Source organism: Listeria sp. ILCC797 (genome assembly GCF_900186185.1).
In the GTDB taxonomy this organism is placed as follows: Bacteria; Bacillota; Bacilli; order Lactobacillales; family Listeriaceae; genus Listeria; species Listeria goaensis.
Genome location: NZ_FYBS01000001.1, coordinates 64,366 through 80,402, shown reverse-complemented (window position 1 = coordinate 80,402; position 16,037 = coordinate 64,366). Strand labels below are relative to the sequence as shown.

The 16,037-nt window shown below is 40.5% G+C and carries 17 protein-coding genes and 1 CRISPR repeat array; of the genes, 7 read left to right on the top strand and 10 right to left on the bottom strand.

Translation table 11 applies throughout. From position 1 onward, the window contains the following. Positions 1-242 precede the first annotated feature (242 nt). The 5 genes from BN1609_RS00425 (at position 243) to BN1609_RS00405 (ending at position 3,967) form a co-directional block, all read left to right on the top strand. Positions 243-1,037 carry a DUF1189 domain-containing protein gene (locus BN1609_RS00425; protein ID WP_088808975.1) on the top strand — a complete coding sequence of 265 codons (795 nt, stop codon included), beginning with the start codon at positions 243-245 and terminating at the stop codon, positions 1,035-1,037. Between the two features lie 112 nt (positions 1,038-1,149). After that, positions 1,150-2,259, top strand: a complete 1,110-nt coding sequence (gene ispG, locus BN1609_RS00420; RefSeq protein WP_088808976.1) for a flavodoxin-dependent (E)-4-hydroxy-3-methylbut-2-enyl-diphosphate synthase — start codon at positions 1,150-1,152, stop codon at positions 2,257-2,259. A 100-nt stretch (positions 2,260-2,359) separates the two neighbouring features. Beyond that, positions 2,360-3,085 (top strand): AzlC family ABC transporter permease, encoded by a 726-nt coding sequence (locus BN1609_RS00415; protein ID WP_088815269.1) that lies wholly within the window; start codon positions 2,360-2,362, stop codon positions 3,083-3,085. After that, entirely contained in the window at positions 3,052-3,378 is a 327-nt protein-coding gene (locus BN1609_RS00410) for an AzlD domain-containing protein (RefSeq protein ID WP_088815270.1), read from the top strand. The genes BN1609_RS00415 and BN1609_RS00410 overlap by 34 nt, the downstream gene beginning before the upstream one ends. Positions 3,379-3,388: 10 nt before the next feature. Beyond that, positions 3,389-3,967, top strand: coding sequence for a 3'-5' exonuclease (locus tag BN1609_RS00405; RefSeq protein ID WP_088815271.1), 579 nt, complete (start codon positions 3,389-3,391; stop codon positions 3,965-3,967). A gap of 69 nt (positions 3,968-4,036) precedes the next feature. On the opposite strand, the gene BN1609_RS00400 is transcribed toward BN1609_RS00405, so the two are convergent. The 4 genes from BN1609_RS00400 to BN1609_RS00385 form a co-directional block, all read right to left on the bottom strand. Continuing rightward, entirely contained in the window at positions 4,037-4,903 is an 867-nt protein-coding gene (locus BN1609_RS00400; RefSeq protein ID WP_088808980.1) for a peptidylprolyl isomerase, read from the bottom strand. Positions 4,904-5,029: 126 nt separating this feature from the next. Beyond that, positions 5,030-5,461, bottom strand: coding sequence for a Fur family transcriptional regulator (locus tag BN1609_RS00395; RefSeq protein WP_088808981.1), 432 nt, complete (start codon positions 5,459-5,461; stop codon positions 5,030-5,032). After that, on the bottom strand, positions 5,442-6,320 hold the full coding sequence (locus BN1609_RS00390; protein ID WP_088808982.1) for a metal ABC transporter permease: 879 nt from the start codon (positions 6,318-6,320) through the stop codon (positions 5,442-5,444). The genes BN1609_RS00395 and BN1609_RS00390 overlap by 20 nt, the downstream gene beginning before the upstream one ends. Further along, positions 6,295-7,068 carry a metal ABC transporter ATP-binding protein gene (locus tag BN1609_RS00385; protein ID WP_088808983.1) on the bottom strand — a complete coding sequence of 258 codons (774 nt, stop codon included), beginning with the start codon at positions 7,066-7,068 and terminating at the stop codon, positions 6,295-6,297. The genes BN1609_RS00390 and BN1609_RS00385 overlap by 26 nt, the downstream gene beginning before the upstream one ends. Positions 7,069-7,210: 142 nt before the next feature. Here BN1609_RS00385 and BN1609_RS00380 point away from each other — a divergent pair, with 142 nt between their 5' ends. Next, positions 7,211-7,912, top strand: coding sequence for a tryptophan-rich sensory protein (locus tag BN1609_RS00380; protein WP_088808984.1), 702 nt, complete (start codon positions 7,211-7,213; stop codon positions 7,910-7,912). A gap of 39 nt (positions 7,913-7,951) precedes the next feature. Here the strand turns inward: BN1609_RS00380 and BN1609_RS00375 are convergent, their stop codons facing one another. From BN1609_RS00375 to BN1609_RS00365, 3 genes are read right to left on the bottom strand one after another with little or no spacing between them, the layout of a single operon-like run. Next, positions 7,952-8,878 (bottom strand): manganese-dependent inorganic pyrophosphatase, encoded by a 927-nt coding sequence (locus BN1609_RS00375; protein WP_088808985.1) that lies wholly within the window; start codon positions 8,876-8,878, stop codon positions 7,952-7,954. Between the two features lie 12 nt (positions 8,879-8,890). Next, entirely contained in the window at positions 8,891-9,793 is a 903-nt protein-coding gene (locus BN1609_RS00370; RefSeq protein ID WP_088808986.1) for a deoxyribonuclease IV, read from the bottom strand. Beyond that, a complete protein-coding gene (locus BN1609_RS00365; RefSeq protein ID WP_369821509.1) occupies positions 9,790-11,106 on the bottom strand; it encodes a DEAD/DEAH box helicase in 1,317 nt (438 codons plus the stop codon). Before BN1609_RS00365 ends, BN1609_RS00370 begins: the two co-directional genes overlap by 4 nt. 155 nt (positions 11,107-11,261) lie before the next feature. Between BN1609_RS00365 and BN1609_RS00360 the strand changes: the two genes are divergently transcribed. Beyond that, on the top strand, positions 11,262-12,257 hold the full coding sequence (locus BN1609_RS00360) for a 4-hydroxy-3-methylbut-2-enyl diphosphate reductase (protein WP_088808988.1): 996 nt from the start codon (positions 11,262-11,264) through the stop codon (positions 12,255-12,257). Positions 12,258-12,373: 116 nt separating this feature from the next. Continuing rightward, positions 12,374-12,732: direct repeats of the CRISPR family, unit length 30 nt; unit sequence ATTTACATTTCACAATACATAGATTAAAAC. Positions 12,733-13,006: 274 nt separating this feature from the next. On the opposite strand, the gene BN1609_RS00355 is transcribed toward BN1609_RS00360, so the two are convergent. The 3 genes from BN1609_RS00355 to rpoD form a co-directional block, all read right to left on the bottom strand. Then, on the bottom strand, positions 13,007-14,128 hold the full coding sequence (locus tag BN1609_RS00355; protein ID WP_088825179.1) for a Nif3-like dinuclear metal center hexameric protein: 1,122 nt from the start codon (positions 14,126-14,128) through the stop codon (positions 13,007-13,009). After that, the gene (locus BN1609_RS00350; RefSeq protein WP_088808990.1) at positions 14,125-14,826 is read right to left on the bottom strand and encodes a tRNA (adenine(22)-N(1))-methyltransferase TrmK; all 702 of its coding nucleotides are present in this window, start codon (positions 14,824-14,826) and stop codon (positions 14,125-14,127) included. Before BN1609_RS00350 ends, BN1609_RS00355 begins: the two co-directional genes overlap by 4 nt. A gap of 67 nt (positions 14,827-14,893) precedes the next feature. Next, positions 14,894-16,009 carry an RNA polymerase sigma factor RpoD gene (gene rpoD / locus BN1609_RS00345; RefSeq protein WP_088808991.1) on the bottom strand — a complete coding sequence of 372 codons (1,116 nt, stop codon included), beginning with the start codon at positions 16,007-16,009 and terminating at the stop codon, positions 14,894-14,896. Positions 16,010-16,037 lie beyond the last annotated feature (28 nt).

Genomic DNA, 16,037 nt, shown 5'->3' with positions numbered 1-16,037 from the left:
AGACTATGCCAATAGACTTAGCTTTCTTCCAAAAAACAGCTTCACCCGCACCATTTTATCCTCTCGCTTACATCTTTTAGACTAGCACTTTCCGAAATCACATGCAATTTTTCTGCTTGAATTGATTTTCAGTTCAAATAAAGCTATGATGAAATAGCGAAAGAAGTTGAGAATATGTACACACAGTTCTCTCTTCCCTTTTCGAAAAATTTAAAACAAGCTGTGAGGTGCTTACGAAAAAAATGAATATTTTTAAACGTTTTTGGAAAAGCCTTTTTTCTCCTGCAGATATTGCTTCCTTCCGAAAAGATAAAGTAGGTTCAAGTATTTTCTACATCATCGTTTTAACTTTCGTCATGTTTCTCCCGCTCGCCTATTTCACAACAACGACTATAAACAATGGGCTCAAAGTTGGCGAAAGCACGTTAAAAAATGAAATTCCTGATTTTACAATTGAAGGTGGTAAACTTGTTACGAAAGATCCTTCCAAAGACGACCTGCCGATTTCAATTGATGAAGGGAACTTGCATGTTTATTTTGATGCGAGTGGAACACTAGATGAAGATGCTGTCGATAATAAAATCGGCTCTTATGACGGAGCATTTGCTTTCTTGTCTAAAGAAATTTATGTGACGGCTGCTGGCACTTCACAATCTGTCAGCTATGACACACTTGGGATTAAAGATAAAGATGATGTTTTAAGTCTGTATGCGTCAATCACTGATATGTCCAAAGTTTTCATCCCGATTATTTTATTGATTATCTTTTTATTTGCACTTGGATCAACATTTTTCCGAGTTGGTCTTTACGGATTGTTTGGATACATTTTAACTGGCTTTGGCCGAAACGGCATTTCTTACAAGGAAAACTGGATGATGGCGACTTATGCAATTACGCTTTCTGCAACGTTTACGATGATTATGGAATGGCTTCAAATAGCGGTTCCTTATGGTATGGAAATCAATTTGGTTGTTACGTTAATTGTTCTCTTTCTCGCGATTAGATCGCTGCCCCAAAAAACGAAAGAGCAGGAATAAAACGCAGCAAGTCGCATTTTTCTTATCAAATTCTCATACTAGAAATCGTGCTTTAACCCTAAAAAAATGGTATGATACTAGGTGAAAAACACTATAAAGGAGCGAATTGTCCTTGAACGAGAGAATATTACGTACGGAAACACGCCCTGTAAAAGTTGGAAATCTGACCATTGGCGGTAGTAATGAATTATTTATCCAAAGTATGGCGACGACAAAAACACATGATGTTGAGGCAACGGTTGCTGAAATTTTAAGATTGGAAGAGGCGGGCTGCCAAATTGTTCGAGTTGCTTGTCCTGATGAGCGAGCTGCTGATGCGCTTAGCGAGATAAAGAAACGCATCCATATTCCTCTTGTTGCTGACATTCATTTTGATTACCGTTTGGCGCTTAAAGCGATTGAAGCGGGTGTGGATAAAATCCGCATTAATCCTGGTAACATTGGTCGCCGTGAACGCGTTGAAAAAGTCGTGAATGCGGCGAAAGCGAAAGGCATTCCAATTCGTATTGGTGTCAATGCTGGTAGCCTTGAAAAGAAAATTATTCAAAAATATGGCTATCCAACTGCTGACGGTATGGTTGAAAGTGCCTTGCACCACATAAAAATACTTGAAGATTTAGATTTTCACGACATTATCGTTTCTTTAAAAGCCTCCGATGTAAACTTAGCCATTGAGGCCTATGATAAGGCGAGTCGCGCATTTAATTATCCACTCCACCTTGGAATCACTGAATCTGGGACACAATTTGCTGGAGGCATTAAAAGTGCTGCTGGTCTTGGCGCCATTTTGAGCCGCGGAATTGGTAATACTCTCCGCGTTTCGCTTAGTGCCGATCCAGTTGAAGAAGTGAAAGTCGCGCGTGAATTATTAAAATCATTCGGCCTTTCTTCCAATGCTGCAACGTTAATCTCTTGCCCAACTTGCGGCCGAATTGAAATCGATTTAATCAGCATCGCGAATGAAGTTGAAGAATATATTTCTACAATTAAAGCGCCCATTAAAGTGGCTGTGCTTGGCTGTGCCGTAAATGGGCCTGGCGAAGCGCGTGAAGCGGACATTGGTATCGCGGGAGCTAAAGGTGAAGGCCTCCTCTTCCGCCACGGTAAAATTGTGCGCAAAGTGCCTGAGGATATCATGGTCGATGAACTTAAAAAAGAAATTGACATTTTGGCTGAAGAATATTTCGCTAAAAAGGCAGCTGAAGAAGCTGCGGCAAAGTAACACTCATAAATGCAGGTGCGATTAAAAATTGCACCTGCATTTATTTTATTCCTAAACATCTTAAATTATGCTATGATGAGTTATAAAAGAGGAGATTTAAATGAACAAAGAATTAACTTTTCTAGATGGCGTAAAAGCTTGCTTACCAACTGTTTTAGGATATGTTGGTATCGGGATTGCTGCAGGCGTTGTTGGAAAAGCCTCCCACTTAAGCTTCCTTGAGATTACACTTCTTTCTGCACTTGTTTATGCGGGAGCAGCTCAGTTTATCATTTGCGGGTTATTATTACTTCAAAGTCCTATTTCAGCCATTGTCACAACCACTTTTCTTATTAATTCGCGGCATTTCCTGATGAGCATGGCAACAGCCCCAAGTTTTAAAAAAGCCTCGATTTTACATAATATCGGGATTGGTGCTCTTCTAACAGATGAATCCTTTGCCGTCGCTATGAACCAAATTGGGAATAAAAAAAACATCAACGTCATGTGGATGCACGGATTAAACGTAACAGCTTACGCCACTTGGATTTTAGCTTGTTTATTCGGCGCTATTATTGGGAGTTGGTTACCTAATCCTGAAATGTTTGGTCTTGATTTTGCTTTAACCGCCATGTTTATTGGCCTACTATATTTACAGCTTATCAGTGATAAAAGTAAGAAAATCAAAACGTCGCTACTTGTCATGGCAACGGTTATGCTACTTGTTTTCTTGTTCATGCGCTTTATGACACCTGAGCTCGCCGTTCTTAGCGCGACACTATTAGGCTGTTTGATTGGAGTGATTTTAGACAAATGGCCATCAGCACATACACCTTCCTCGCGATAATCGGTTGCGCCATCGTCACGTTTATCCCGCGCGTATTGCCTTTTCTTTTTGTTAGAAAAATGAAACTACCAGATTTGCTTATGAGTTACCTCTCCTATGTCCCGTTATGCATTTTGACAGCCTTATTTATACAAAGCTTGCTCACGGAACATGATGGTAACTTTCCGTCTATCGATCTTTTACCATTTTTGGCTGCTCTACCAACTATTCTGACTGCTATTTTAACTAAAAACTTACTTTGGGTCGTTGTGATTGGCATCATTTCAATGGCCGCACTTCGATTTTTCTTCTAGGAGGTATTTGATGAACCAACTTAATTACTGTATGCTTGATTTTGAAACCGCGAATGGAAGCCGAACAAGTCCTTGCTCGATTGGCATTGTAAAAGTCGAAAATGGCCAAATTCGCGATACATTTTATTCCCTAATCAATCCCGAAGAACCATTTTACAAGCGGAATATTGAAATCCACGGCATCTACCCTGACGATGTGCTGGGCGCTCCAACCTTTCAAGAAATCTATCCTTTCATTAGCGAATTTATCGGCACAACACCGGTCACTGCGCATTTCGCGAGTTTTGATATTAGCGTCTTCCGCAAATCAGCAGAGAAATACCAATTGATTTTACCTGAAAATGACTATTTCTGCTCCTGCATTTTGTCACAGCAAATCTTGCCGTTAAAAAGCCACCGTTTAAACCAGGTCGCGGACTACTTCGGCATTTACTTTAACCACCACAACGCACTTGACGATTCAAAAGCCGCCGCAGAAATTGTCTTAAAGCTCGCAGAAATCAAAGAAGTTTCCACCGTCCCAGCACTCATCAACTCAATTGGTTACCGCTTCGGACAAATTAACGGTGCCAATTTCGCCAAAGTATAAAGTAAAACGAATAAGCATAAATCCCGCAAAATACCATCTTTTAAAATGGAGTTTTGCGGGATTTATCTTTTATTCAGTAGCCGTACTCGAATCGGTGTAATCAGAAAAAGCATCTTTCAAATCGCTATCTTTGATTTTAATATTGGCTGCTTTATATTCCTTTTTAAGCGCTTTTGTCATGTTTTCGGATGTCATTTGCGACTCTATGTAAGCAGCCTTCACCTTACTTTTGTCTTCTTTAAAAGATTTTTTCTCCGTTTTCTCTTCCAACTGGATAATATGGTAGCCGTAAGAAGATTTTACTGGTTCGCTAACATCGCCTTTATTTTCAAGCGCATACGCCGCTTTTTCGAAGGCTTCATCCATTTCGCCTGGACCAAACGGATCAAGCAAACCACCATTTTCAGCAGTGGATGTGTCTGTTGAATATTCTTTGGCTAAATCTGCAAATTTTTCACCATTATCAAGTTTTTCCTTCACTTCTTTCGCAGTGGCCTCATCATCAACAAGGATATGGCTAACCGTAATATCGGGTTCCCAAGTCTTATAATATTCCTTCAACTTTTTATCCGTCACCTTTATGTTTGCTTCCGTTGCTTTTTGAACGAGTAAGTTATATTTTATATTATCTTTAAAACTTTCCTCCGTTAAATTATTGGATGCAAGTGTTGATTCAAAACTATCCCCATATTGCTCCGCATATTTTTTATATTCTGCACTCACTTCCTTGTCGGATACAGAATATTTCTTTTCGAGGATTTTTTCAAAAGTGAGCTGCTGAACGGCATCACTTCCGTAACTCGTTTTAAGCGCCTCATATAATTCGCTTTCTGTAACATTTCCTGCGTCCGTTTTAACAACGGCACTGCTTGAACACCCTCCTAAAATGAGTGTTGTTGTTGCGGCTAGTACAATTAAAGTTTGTTTGAGTTTCATGTACGACTTCCTTTCTTTCACTATCTTCAATTAGTATAAACGATAGTTTTGAAAGGTTTGCGTCATAATTATGAATGAAATATGAACAAAAAAAACAGAAATGAGGGTCTCATTTCTGTTTTCTAGTTAACTGGCTGCTTTTTTTAAGCAATCAGGGCATTTTCCATAAACTTCGAATTTATGGCCTTCAATTTCGTATCCGGGAAGTGCTTCGGTTAGGAAATCCATCGGGCACATCATAATTTCTTTTGTTTTTCCGCAACCTAGACAGATGAAATGATGATGGTGATGTTCGTGTGAGCATGCTAGGCGGAAGTTTTTTTCACCCGAAAGTTCTGTTTCTTCAAAAATTCCGAGGTCAACAAACAGCGATAAATTCCTGTAAATGGTGTCAAAACTAATGCCGGGAAAATCGTCTTTCATGTTTTCAAGAACGTCTTTTGCGGTTAAATAGCAATTTTTACGTGCAAATAATTCAATTAAAAATTGGCGTTTATCGGTATGTTTATACCCGGAATCTTTCATTTTTAGGAGTGCTTCACTCGCTGATAATGCCATTTTCTTCACCTCTTTTCGCAAGAATAAAGCGCATGCGGATTTTTTGATAAACCATTGTTAAAATTAAAATGATGACAGATAATAAAACGATGGCTCCACCTGGCGCTAAGTCTAAGTAATAGGCGCTAACAAGACCAACAATAACGGAAATTTCCCCAAAAATAATCGCGAAAATAATCGTCTGCTTAAAGCCTTTCGCGATACGGATTGCCGCTGCAACAGGCAAGGTCATCAGTGACGATACGAGCAAGATGCCAACGATGCGCATGGAGCTCGCGATGACGAGTGCAACAAGTACCATAAAGATAATATCGAAGGCTTTAGCACGAATTCCTGAAACACGTGCATATTCTTCGTCAAACGAAAGTAAAAATAATTCCTTGTACAAAAGCAAAATCACGATAAAAACAAATGCAGCGATGCCGACAATGGTGTACATATCGCTTCTACTTACTGCGCTGACGCTCCCAAATAAATAGCTAAACAAATCTGTGTTAAAACCGTTTGCGAGCGAAATGAAAATGACGGAAAATCCCATGCCGGCGGACATTATAATTGGAATGGCGAGCTCTTCAAAGTGTTTATAGACGGAGCGCAGTTTTTCCATCAAGAGCGAACCAACTGTCGCAAAGCCAAATCCTAAATAAAGTGGATTTAAGCTGACGAGCGGTACATACGTTTTACTTAAAAACAAACTTACGGCGATGCCGGCTAATGTTACGTGACTAAGCGCATCTGCCATAAGAGACAGCTTGCGGACGACAATAAAACTACCTAGAAGCGGTGCCACAATGCCGATGACAAGGCCGACAATAAAGGTATTGCGAATAAAATCATATTGAAACAGTGTGGCAATCACAATGCGTTCCCTCTCTTTCTAGCCCTTCTGTGGCCGCTTCGATTTCACGTTCTTCTAAATAAAGATGATAATCGCGCGTACTCCCATCGAACAAAATTCGCTTGTTGATGCTGATGACATGGTCGACATAGTTGTTAATCGCAAGCATGTCGTGCGTTACAAGTATTAGCGTCATTTCTTTTGTCTGATTGAGTTTCCCTAACAACTCATAAAACGCTTTAACATTTTCTACATCGACGCCGACAGTTGGCTCGTCCAGAATGAGCATTTCAGGCTTGCTGACAAGTGACCTCGCGATAAAGACGCGCTGCTGCTGTCCACCTGATAGTTCGCCAATGTTGCGGTTTAAAAAGTCCGTCATTGAAACGGTTTTAAGCGCCTCGAAAATGGCTTCGTTGTCCGCTTTACCTAACATTTTAAACAGCCCTTTTTTCTTGGTTAAACCACTCGCCACAACTTCCTTCACGGTAGCCGGGAACGCTGAATTGAACGCGTTTGATTTTTGGGAAACAAAACCGATTTTTTCGAAATGGCGAAAATTTTGCTGTTTCTCGCCAAACAAAGAAATACTTCCCTTTTGATTTTTTAAAAGCCCTAAAATTAATTTTAAAAGCGTTGACTTGCCAGAGCCATTCGGTCCAATGATACCTGTAAAACTTCCTTTTTTAACAGAAAAATGTATGTTTTCAAGAACTTCCTCATGATCATAATGAAAGGATAGCCCTGCTATTTCCAAGATTTCTTTCATTTTCAAAACTCCTTTTTGAGCTTTTCAAGCACTTTCCTAGTATAGCGGATTTATGTTAAAATGTAAATCGTAATGAATCTGATTAAGAAAAAAGATTACTTTCTTGTACTTTAGGGAAATAAGTTGTCAGGGGGTGCGACAGATGAATTTAATCTGGATGTACATAACGTATTTTGTAATGGTGGCAGTTAATGCTTTTGCCAATATTTTACCTTTAAACGGGGTAACGACTGGCGAAGTGAGCAATCGGTATCAAACCTTGTTTACACCTGCCGGTTATGTGTTTTCAATTTGGGGTCTTATTTACTTACTCTTATTTGTTTGGCTTGTAGGCGTGACTGTGAAACGTGAGCACGTAACAAGTCAACTGGCGTTTGTCTTTACTTCAAGTAGCCTTTTAAATGCACTTTGGATTTTTATGTGGCATTTCAATTTGATTTTTTTATCCATCGTTGTGATGCTGCTCTTGCTTCTCTCGCTACTATTATTTTATGCGTATCAAAAGCAAATTTCAAAGCGACGTTTGTGGCGTGTGCCAATTTCAGTATATCTTGGCTGGATTTTCGTGGCAACAATTGCTAACATTTGTTATTACTTCAATGTCTTGGGCTTAGTGAGCTTTCAATCTGGCGCAACAATTATTTTACTTCTTTTAGCAAGCTTCTTCGTTCTCGTATTTCGTTACAAGCAAAATGATTTTATTGTGCCGCTCGTTTTTGTTTGGGCATTCATCGGTATTTTCATTCGCGATTACGCATTGGCACCGTTTGTTGCCTATACAGCGCTCATTATGGCGATTATGATTTTCATGTTGAATTGGTTCCGTTTAAAGCAATATAAATAAAAAAGTGCCAAGCGCGTAATTTCGCTTGGCACTTTTTTATTATTTAGAGAAAATCTCTGTCAACACTGGAACAACTTGTTTTTTACGTGATACAACGCCAGCAAGTGGTGCTTTGCCGTTTACAATTTTCACGTTATACGCTTCTTCTACAGCATTTGTTTCTGTACCAATCGCTACACCAACAGAATCATTTGTTAAAATGTTGGTAATGATGAATAAATATAAGCCTAAGCCTTTGTCTGCAATGGCTTTTTGGATAACAGGTTCCACTTCGCTCATGCGTGATAACACATCTTCTTCATCTACGACATTAATTTGTGCGATTTCAATTTTATGACCGTTCATATCGAATTCTTTCGCATCAAGTAATAGTTCAGCGACGGATTTTTTGCTTACATCGGCGCCCGCACGGAGCATTTCCATGCCGTAAGCTTGTAGATCAATGCCCGCAATGTCTGCTAGCTTTTCTGCCGCAGCTTGATCTTCTGCCGTTGATGTTGGGGATTTAAATAGCAATGTATCCGAAATAATTGCGGAAGCCATCAGTTTGGCAACGGTTTTTGGAACTTCAATATTTTTTTCTACAAAAAGTTTTAATAGGATTGTCGCCGTGCATCCAACTGGCTCTGCGCGGTAATAAAGCGGATCTGCTGTTTCAAAGTTGGCGATACGATGGTGGTCAATGACCGTATGTACCGTCACGTTTTTAATATCGTCTGCACTTTGTTGCGCTTCATTATGGTCGACAAGGCACACTGTAGTTACTTCATTTGCAACCGTTTGGACTAAACGCGGGGCTTCGATGCCTGCACTTTTTAAAACAAATTCCGTTTCAGAATTTAATTCACCGAGGCGAACTGCTTCCACTTCAAAACCTTCTGCCTTTTTTAGTTCGCTGAAGGCTATCGCCGAACAAATTGTGTCGGTATCCGGGTTTTTATGCCCAAAAACTAACATTTTTTCCATATTTATCTCTCCTTATTCATCAGCCATAATTTTTTCGATTAAATCGGGATCAAACTTTTGCTTGCGCAGCATCTCAATTTCAAATCGATATGGTGGTTTTTTATTATTTTTATCTTCACCCACATAAGGTGTTTCGAGAATTTTCGGAACAGACATTAAATTCGGGTGATGCACGATGTAATTTAATGCATCAAAACCAATATGACCAAATCCAATATTCGCGTGACGATCTTTATGTGCCCCACAAACATTTTTACTATCATTAATGTGAAGTACTTTTAAACGGTCGATGCCGATAATTTTATCAAACTCATTTAAAACACCATCAAAGTCATTCACAATATCATAACCAGCATCGTGCGTATGGCACGTATCAAATGTTACTGACAAAAGCTCATTATGTGTCACCCCGTCAATAATTTGGGCAATTTCTTCAAAAGAACGTCCAATTTCCGTTCCTTTTCCAGCCATCGTTTCAAGTGCAATTTGCACATCAACACTTGGATCAAGCGCTTCGTTTAAGCCTTTGATGATTTGCTTAATCCCAACTTCAGCGCCTTCCCCAACATGCGCGCCCGGATGTAGCACAATTTGCTTCGCCGAAAGTGCTGCGGTGCGTTCGATTTCCTGACGTAAGAAACTTACGCCAAGTTCGAATGTTTCTGGCTTAACTGCATTACCAATATTAATAATGTACGGCGCATGCACGACAATATCTTGCATCTCATTGTCAGCCATATGCTCAAGTCCTGCTTCAATATTTAATTCCTCAATCGGTTTACGCCGCGTGTTTTGCGGAGCACCCGTATAAATCATAAACGTATTGGCACCGTAAGAAGCCGCTTCCTCGCTTGCACCTAGCAACATTTTTTTGCCGCTCATCGAAACGTGCGAACCAATTCTTAAATTGCTCATTTTTTCCCTCGATTCTTTTTACGATTTTCACGGCGTTTAATTTCCGCCATTTTGTAGTTGATTTTCTTTTTATAACCAGGTTTTCGCTTCTGTTTCGCTTTTTTACGCATGCCGATTTCACGCGGATCAGCTGCCTCACGTTTCGCCTCACGTTTCGCGCGTTTATTGCGGTCTTGAACCTCAACAAATTCGCCCTTTTTAAGCTCTACATGTTTAAAGCTAATTCCCAGTTTCTCCAATTGATTTAAACGATCCTCATCGGCTGGTTCAAAAATGGTAAGGGCAATACCAGAGTGCCCCGCCCGGCCCGTCCGACCTGTACGGTGAATATAAAAATCATTATCGTCTGGAAGTTCATAATTAATAACGTGGCTAATGCCTTGAATATCAATCCCTCTTGCCGCAAGATCTGTCGCAACAATGTATTGATAATCCATATTTTCAATGGCCTTCATCGTCCGTTTACGTTCGCGCGGATTCACATCGCCATGAATTTTAGCCACTTTTAAACCGCGACTAACAAGCCCAGCATGAACTTCATCTGCTGTCTGCTTTGTATTCGTAAATACAATGGCTAAAAATGGCTGGAAAGTCACCAAGCAATCTTTTAATAAGTCGAGTTTATTTTTACTTTTGGCCGCAATTAATTCATGCGTGACTGATTTTGATGCCACTACATTTGGCGTAATGTGCTCATAGCGCGGATTTTCCATATATTTTTTCAAAAATGGTTTTAATTTTTGCGGAATAGTCGCCGAAAATACAAGCATTTGAAGTTCAGGCGGCATTTTCCCAGCAATTTGGTCCACGTCATTTAAAAAGCCCATGTCAAGTGTCATGTCAGCTTCATCGATGACGAGCACATTTGCCGTGTATACTTGTAGCGCGTTTTCCCGAATCATATCATTAATACGACCAGGTGTCCCCACAATAATTTGCGGCTGTTTCTTAAGTTTTTCTATCGCGCGTTTTTTATCCGTACCTCCGATAATTAATTGCGCGCTAATGTCGTTCTCGCTGTATTTCGTAATTTTTTTTACTTCGTTATAAATTTGTGTAGCTAGTTCGCGACTTGGCGCCGTGATAACAGCTTGCAAAACATCTTTATGCGGATTAATTTTTTCAATAATCGGCAGTAAAAAAGTATGCGTTTTTCCCGTTCCAGTTTGCGACTGCCCGATAATGCTTTCTCCGCGCATGACGCCCGGTATTAACTTTTGTTGCACCTCTGTTGGTTCATAAAAACCTAATTTTTCAATCGCAACATTGATAAAAGGCTGAAAACCAAATTGTTCAAACCTTGTCTTTTTCATAGTCATCATTTCACTCCGTTTCAGTTCCTTGTGCCATTATACCATCTACAGCGCATGACTGCGACAAAAAAATATAGAAAAACGCGTTCTAGCAAAAAAAAAGATTCTTCGTTATAATAGATGTAGAATTTGCTTTTTTAGTTTAGGAGGATTCAATGGAAATTATCAAAATTAGCCCACGCGGTTATTGTTACGGTGTTGTCGATGCAATGGTCATTGCTAAAAACGCTTCGCTTGATCCAAATTTGCCACGTCCTATTCATATTTTAGGTATGATTGTTCATAATAAACATGTCACCGATGCATTTGAAGAAATTGGAATCTACACGGTTGACGGAGAAAATCGGGAAGCTATTCTCGAAAAAATTGATACAGGAACTGTTATTTTCACGGCACACGGTACTTCCCCTCGCGTAAAAAAAATCGCACAAGAAAAGGGACTTGTAACGATTGATGCCACTTGTCCTGACGTTATGCGCACATATGACCTCATTTTAGAGAAAAAAAGAGAAGGCTATCACGTTATTTATATCGGTAAAAAAGGCCACCCAGAGCCAGAAGGCGCCTACGGGACTGCCCCTGACATCGTTCACCTTGTTGAAACAGCGGCCGATATTGATGCTTTAAACCTTTCTTCTGAAAAAATATTCGTAACGAATCAGACGACAATGAGCCAGTGGGACGTCCTCGATTTGATGGACTACATTCAAACCTTGTACCCACAAGCAGAAAATCATAAAGAAATTTGTATGGCGACACAAACACGCCAAGAAGCCGTTGCAGAACAAGCTGTCGGCGCTGACGTCACAATTGTTGTAGGCGACCCGCGGAGCAATAACACGAATCGTCTCGCCCAAGTTTCGATTGAAAAAGCTTTAGTCCCCGCATATCGAGTGGCCGATGTGAGCGAAATTAATTTAGATTGGCTTAAAGATGCTAAAAAAGTGGCGATAACTGCTGGTGCTAGCACGCCAACACATATTATCCGAGAAGTGCTCGTCTTTTTAGACCAGTACGAACCAGATGACCCCACAACTTGGGAACGCCACCACCAAATAAGCGCCGAAGCCATTCTACCGCGTGCCAAAAAGAAAAACATGGAAGAAAAACGCCGCGCCCGATTAGAACATTTAAAAAACGGCGGTCGATAAAAAATAAGCATAAACCCAGTAAAAACCATTTCTGAAATGGAATCACTACTGGATTTATGCTTTTTGTTTTGTTTTAATATATGCTCTAATTGTGCTTTAACTTTTTATTTGGCTAAACATACAGTTCATAGGACATAGATTAAAACTCCATTCAAGATGATGTAGCCTATTCAGGTCTAACAACATTTACATTTCACAATACATAGATTAAAACTGGAAGCATTAGGATAGATGTCACAAAATTCATCAAATTTACATTTCACAATACATAGATTAAAACATGTTCTTGGATTAATACCAATGATGCTACGCAAATTTACATTTCACAATACATAGATTAAAACATGCCTATTGTGTATGTGATTCTGATAATGGCATGGATTTACATTTCACAATACATAGATTAAAACACACTGGTTTGCGTTTGTTGCGCTCCGAACTGGTATTTACATTTCACAATACATAGATTAAAACAGGTACCCTCGTGACTCTTACTCCCATCATAGCTCAAAAGTGATTTTCTGTCGACCCCCGGATTTTTGGAGAAAAATGGAGTAAAAAAGAAAGTCATTGTCTCTCTTTCCGCCATCTTCCCTTCTCCCGCAATGAATTCCGGATTTCTGTCGATGTCCCAGCATTTTCACATTACTAGACATCGACAGATTGAATTAAAAATTTACTCTAATGACATTGAAAGAGCGTTGCTTTCCCACTGCCTGAGTTGCCGCTTTAAAGAATTAATTTCGTTTTCATAAGAACGTGAACGGATCAGTATCGACTTCTGAAATGATAAAATCAGCCTCATATTTTAGATTTTCCGCCCTTTTTTCAAATTCCGTTTTTAAATAACGTTTCATCACTTTTTCAATATTATGTCCCGCATCAATCGTAGGTAAATCAATCGCAAGTAAGTCGTGCCCTGTATGATAATAAATATCTCCCGTCACGAAAACATCGGCGCCGCTTCGCTTGACGTCATGAATAAATTTATTTCCGTCGCCACCAATTACAGCCACTTTTTTAACAAGCTTACTAGGATCACCGATGAAACGAACATGGTCAATCGCAAGTGCACCTTTTAAATCTTCGATGAATGCTTCGATGCTTTTTTCTTTTTTTAGCGTACCAATTCGGCCGAGTCCTTTTGTTTCCTGCAAGTTTTGCAGGTGAACTAAATCAATCGCTGGCTCCTCGTAGGGGTGAGAAGTGCGTACTGCTTTTACGACCTTGTCAGCTGCGCTAGAAGGGACTACGGCTTCTAGTTTGACCTCAGAGACGGCTGTTAACTCCCCTTTTTCACCAATCGTAGGGTTCGCTTTTTCACTTGGTTTAAACTCTCCCGTTCCGAGTGTGCGGAAGCTGCATTCCTCGTATTCTGCACCAATCTTGCCGGCCCCGTTATGCATGAGCGCTAACCGCACTTGTTCAGCGCTGTCTTCGGGCACATAAACGGCAATCTTCATATAGTTTTCGCTGTGTGTAGGCACAATGATTTCCGTATTTTCGAGTGCTAAAAGTTCCGCCAAAATATCGTTAACCCCACCGTCCGCGATATCCAAATTGGTGTGCGCCGCATATACGATAATGTCATGCTTAATCAGCTTTCGAATCATGCGCCCCTCAGCAGTTGCCATATCAATTTTTTTGAGCGGTCGGAATAAAAACGGGTGATGTGCGATAATCATATCCACATTTTTGCTGACCGCTTCCTCCACAACGCTCTCTAAAACGTCTAAAGTAAACATGACCTTGCGTACTTTTTTGGATAAATCACCTAATTGAAGTCCGATGGGATCATTATCCATAGCAAGCTTTTTAGGTGCAATTTCTTCCAGCATGGCGACATATTCATAGCCATTTGCTACTTTCATTTGAGCACTTCCTCCACTAATTGTATTTTTTTGGTAAGTTCTTTCATTTTATCCGCATTTTGTTCACTTTCCTGCCCATTTTGAAGCCCTGCAACAATCCGTTGCCAATTCGCTAGCTCGTGTTGCCATTTTGCGACAAAAACATCATTTTTTTCCGTTAAGAGAAACGGACCAAGCAGACGCTCCTTATCCGTATAGCTCGCTGCCCTTTCTGTTTTCTCTAAAACAAGAATTTCATACGTTTTATTATCTTCGCGTAAAATCGCTTCCGAAATAAGCTTAAAGTAATTGTTTTCCGCCCACTCGCGAATTTGCCAAGCGCCAATGTTAGGCTGCAAAATGAGTCGCTTAACGGAGGTCAATTTTTGTGGTTCCGCTTCTAAAATCGTCCGAATTAATGTGCCACCCATGCCAGCAATGACGACCGTATCAATGGCATCCGCCGACGTTATGACTGCCAAGCCATCACCAAAACGCACGTCAATTTTTCCTGACAGTTCCGCTTTTATGACTTGTTCTTGCGCCGATTCAAACGGGCCTTTGGCGACTTCACCTGCCACTGCAAAGCTTGCCATTTCATTTAAAATCGCGTAACAAGGCAAATAAGCGTGGTCGCTACCGATATCAGCAATTCGGCTGCCTTTAGGTATGTAATTTGCCACACAAGTGAGGCGGTTTGATAGTTTTTGCTCGTTCATTATGACACTCCCTATAAAAAGGAGGCCGGAACTAGGCATAAAAAAGCCCAGTCCAAACCTCTTATTTTTATTCCAAAAAGTCTTTCAACTGTTTGCTTCTACTTGGATGACGAAGCTTCCGAAGTGCTTTCGCTTCGATTTGACGAATGCGCTCACGCGTTACGCCAAATACGCGGCCCACTTCTTCTAGCGTGCGCGTGCGACCGTCATCTAGGCCAAAGCGCAAGCGAAGTACGTTTTCCTCGCGGTCCGTAAGCGTATCAAGTACATCTTCTAGTTGTTCTTTTAAAAGCTCATATGCCGCATGATCAGACGGTGATGTCGCTTCTTGGTCTTCAATAAAATCACCTAAATGAGAATCGTCCTCTTCACCAATTGGCGTTTCAAGTGATACTGGCTCTTGCGCGATTTTAAGGATTTCACGAACTTTTTCAGTCGGTAAATCCATTTCTTCTCCGATTTCTTCTGGTGACGGATCGCGTCCTAAATCTTGAAGTAAGGAACGTTGCACACGAATTAATTTATTGATGGTTTCAACCATATGCACCGGAATCCGGATTGTACGTGCTTGGTCAGCGATAGCACGGGTGATAGCTTGTCTAATCCACCACGTAGCATACGTACTAAACTTAAATCCTTTGTTGAAATCAAATTTTTCAACAGCTTTCATTAAGCCCATGTTTCCTTCTTGAATCAAATCGAGGAAAAGCATACCGCGACCAACGTAACGTTTCGCAATACTTACAACCAGTCGTAAGTTCGCCTCAGCTAAGCGACCTTTCGCTTCAATATCGCCTGCTTCGATGCGCTTTGCGAGCGCGATTTCTTCATCCGCTGACAAAAGGTCAACTCGACCGATTTCTTTTAAATACATACGGACAGGGTCATTAATTTTAACACCAGGAGGAACGCTCATATCTGTGAGGTCAAATTCTTCAGTTTCTTCTTTTACAAGCTCAGTTTCATCTGGATCTGCATCGTCATCATCATCTACGACTTCAATCCCCGCTTCCCCGAGCTGTTCCAAGTATTCGTCCATTTGCTCTGAATCTAGTGTAAAGGGAGCTAATCTAGCAGCTACTCGACTATAGGTTAAAATCCCTGTCTTTTTACCTTCTTCAACTAGGCCTTCTTTCGCTTGTTCAATCGTTTCTTGTTTTAATTCTTGTGCTTTTTCACTCATACTGCCTGTTTCCTCCTCCCAAAATACC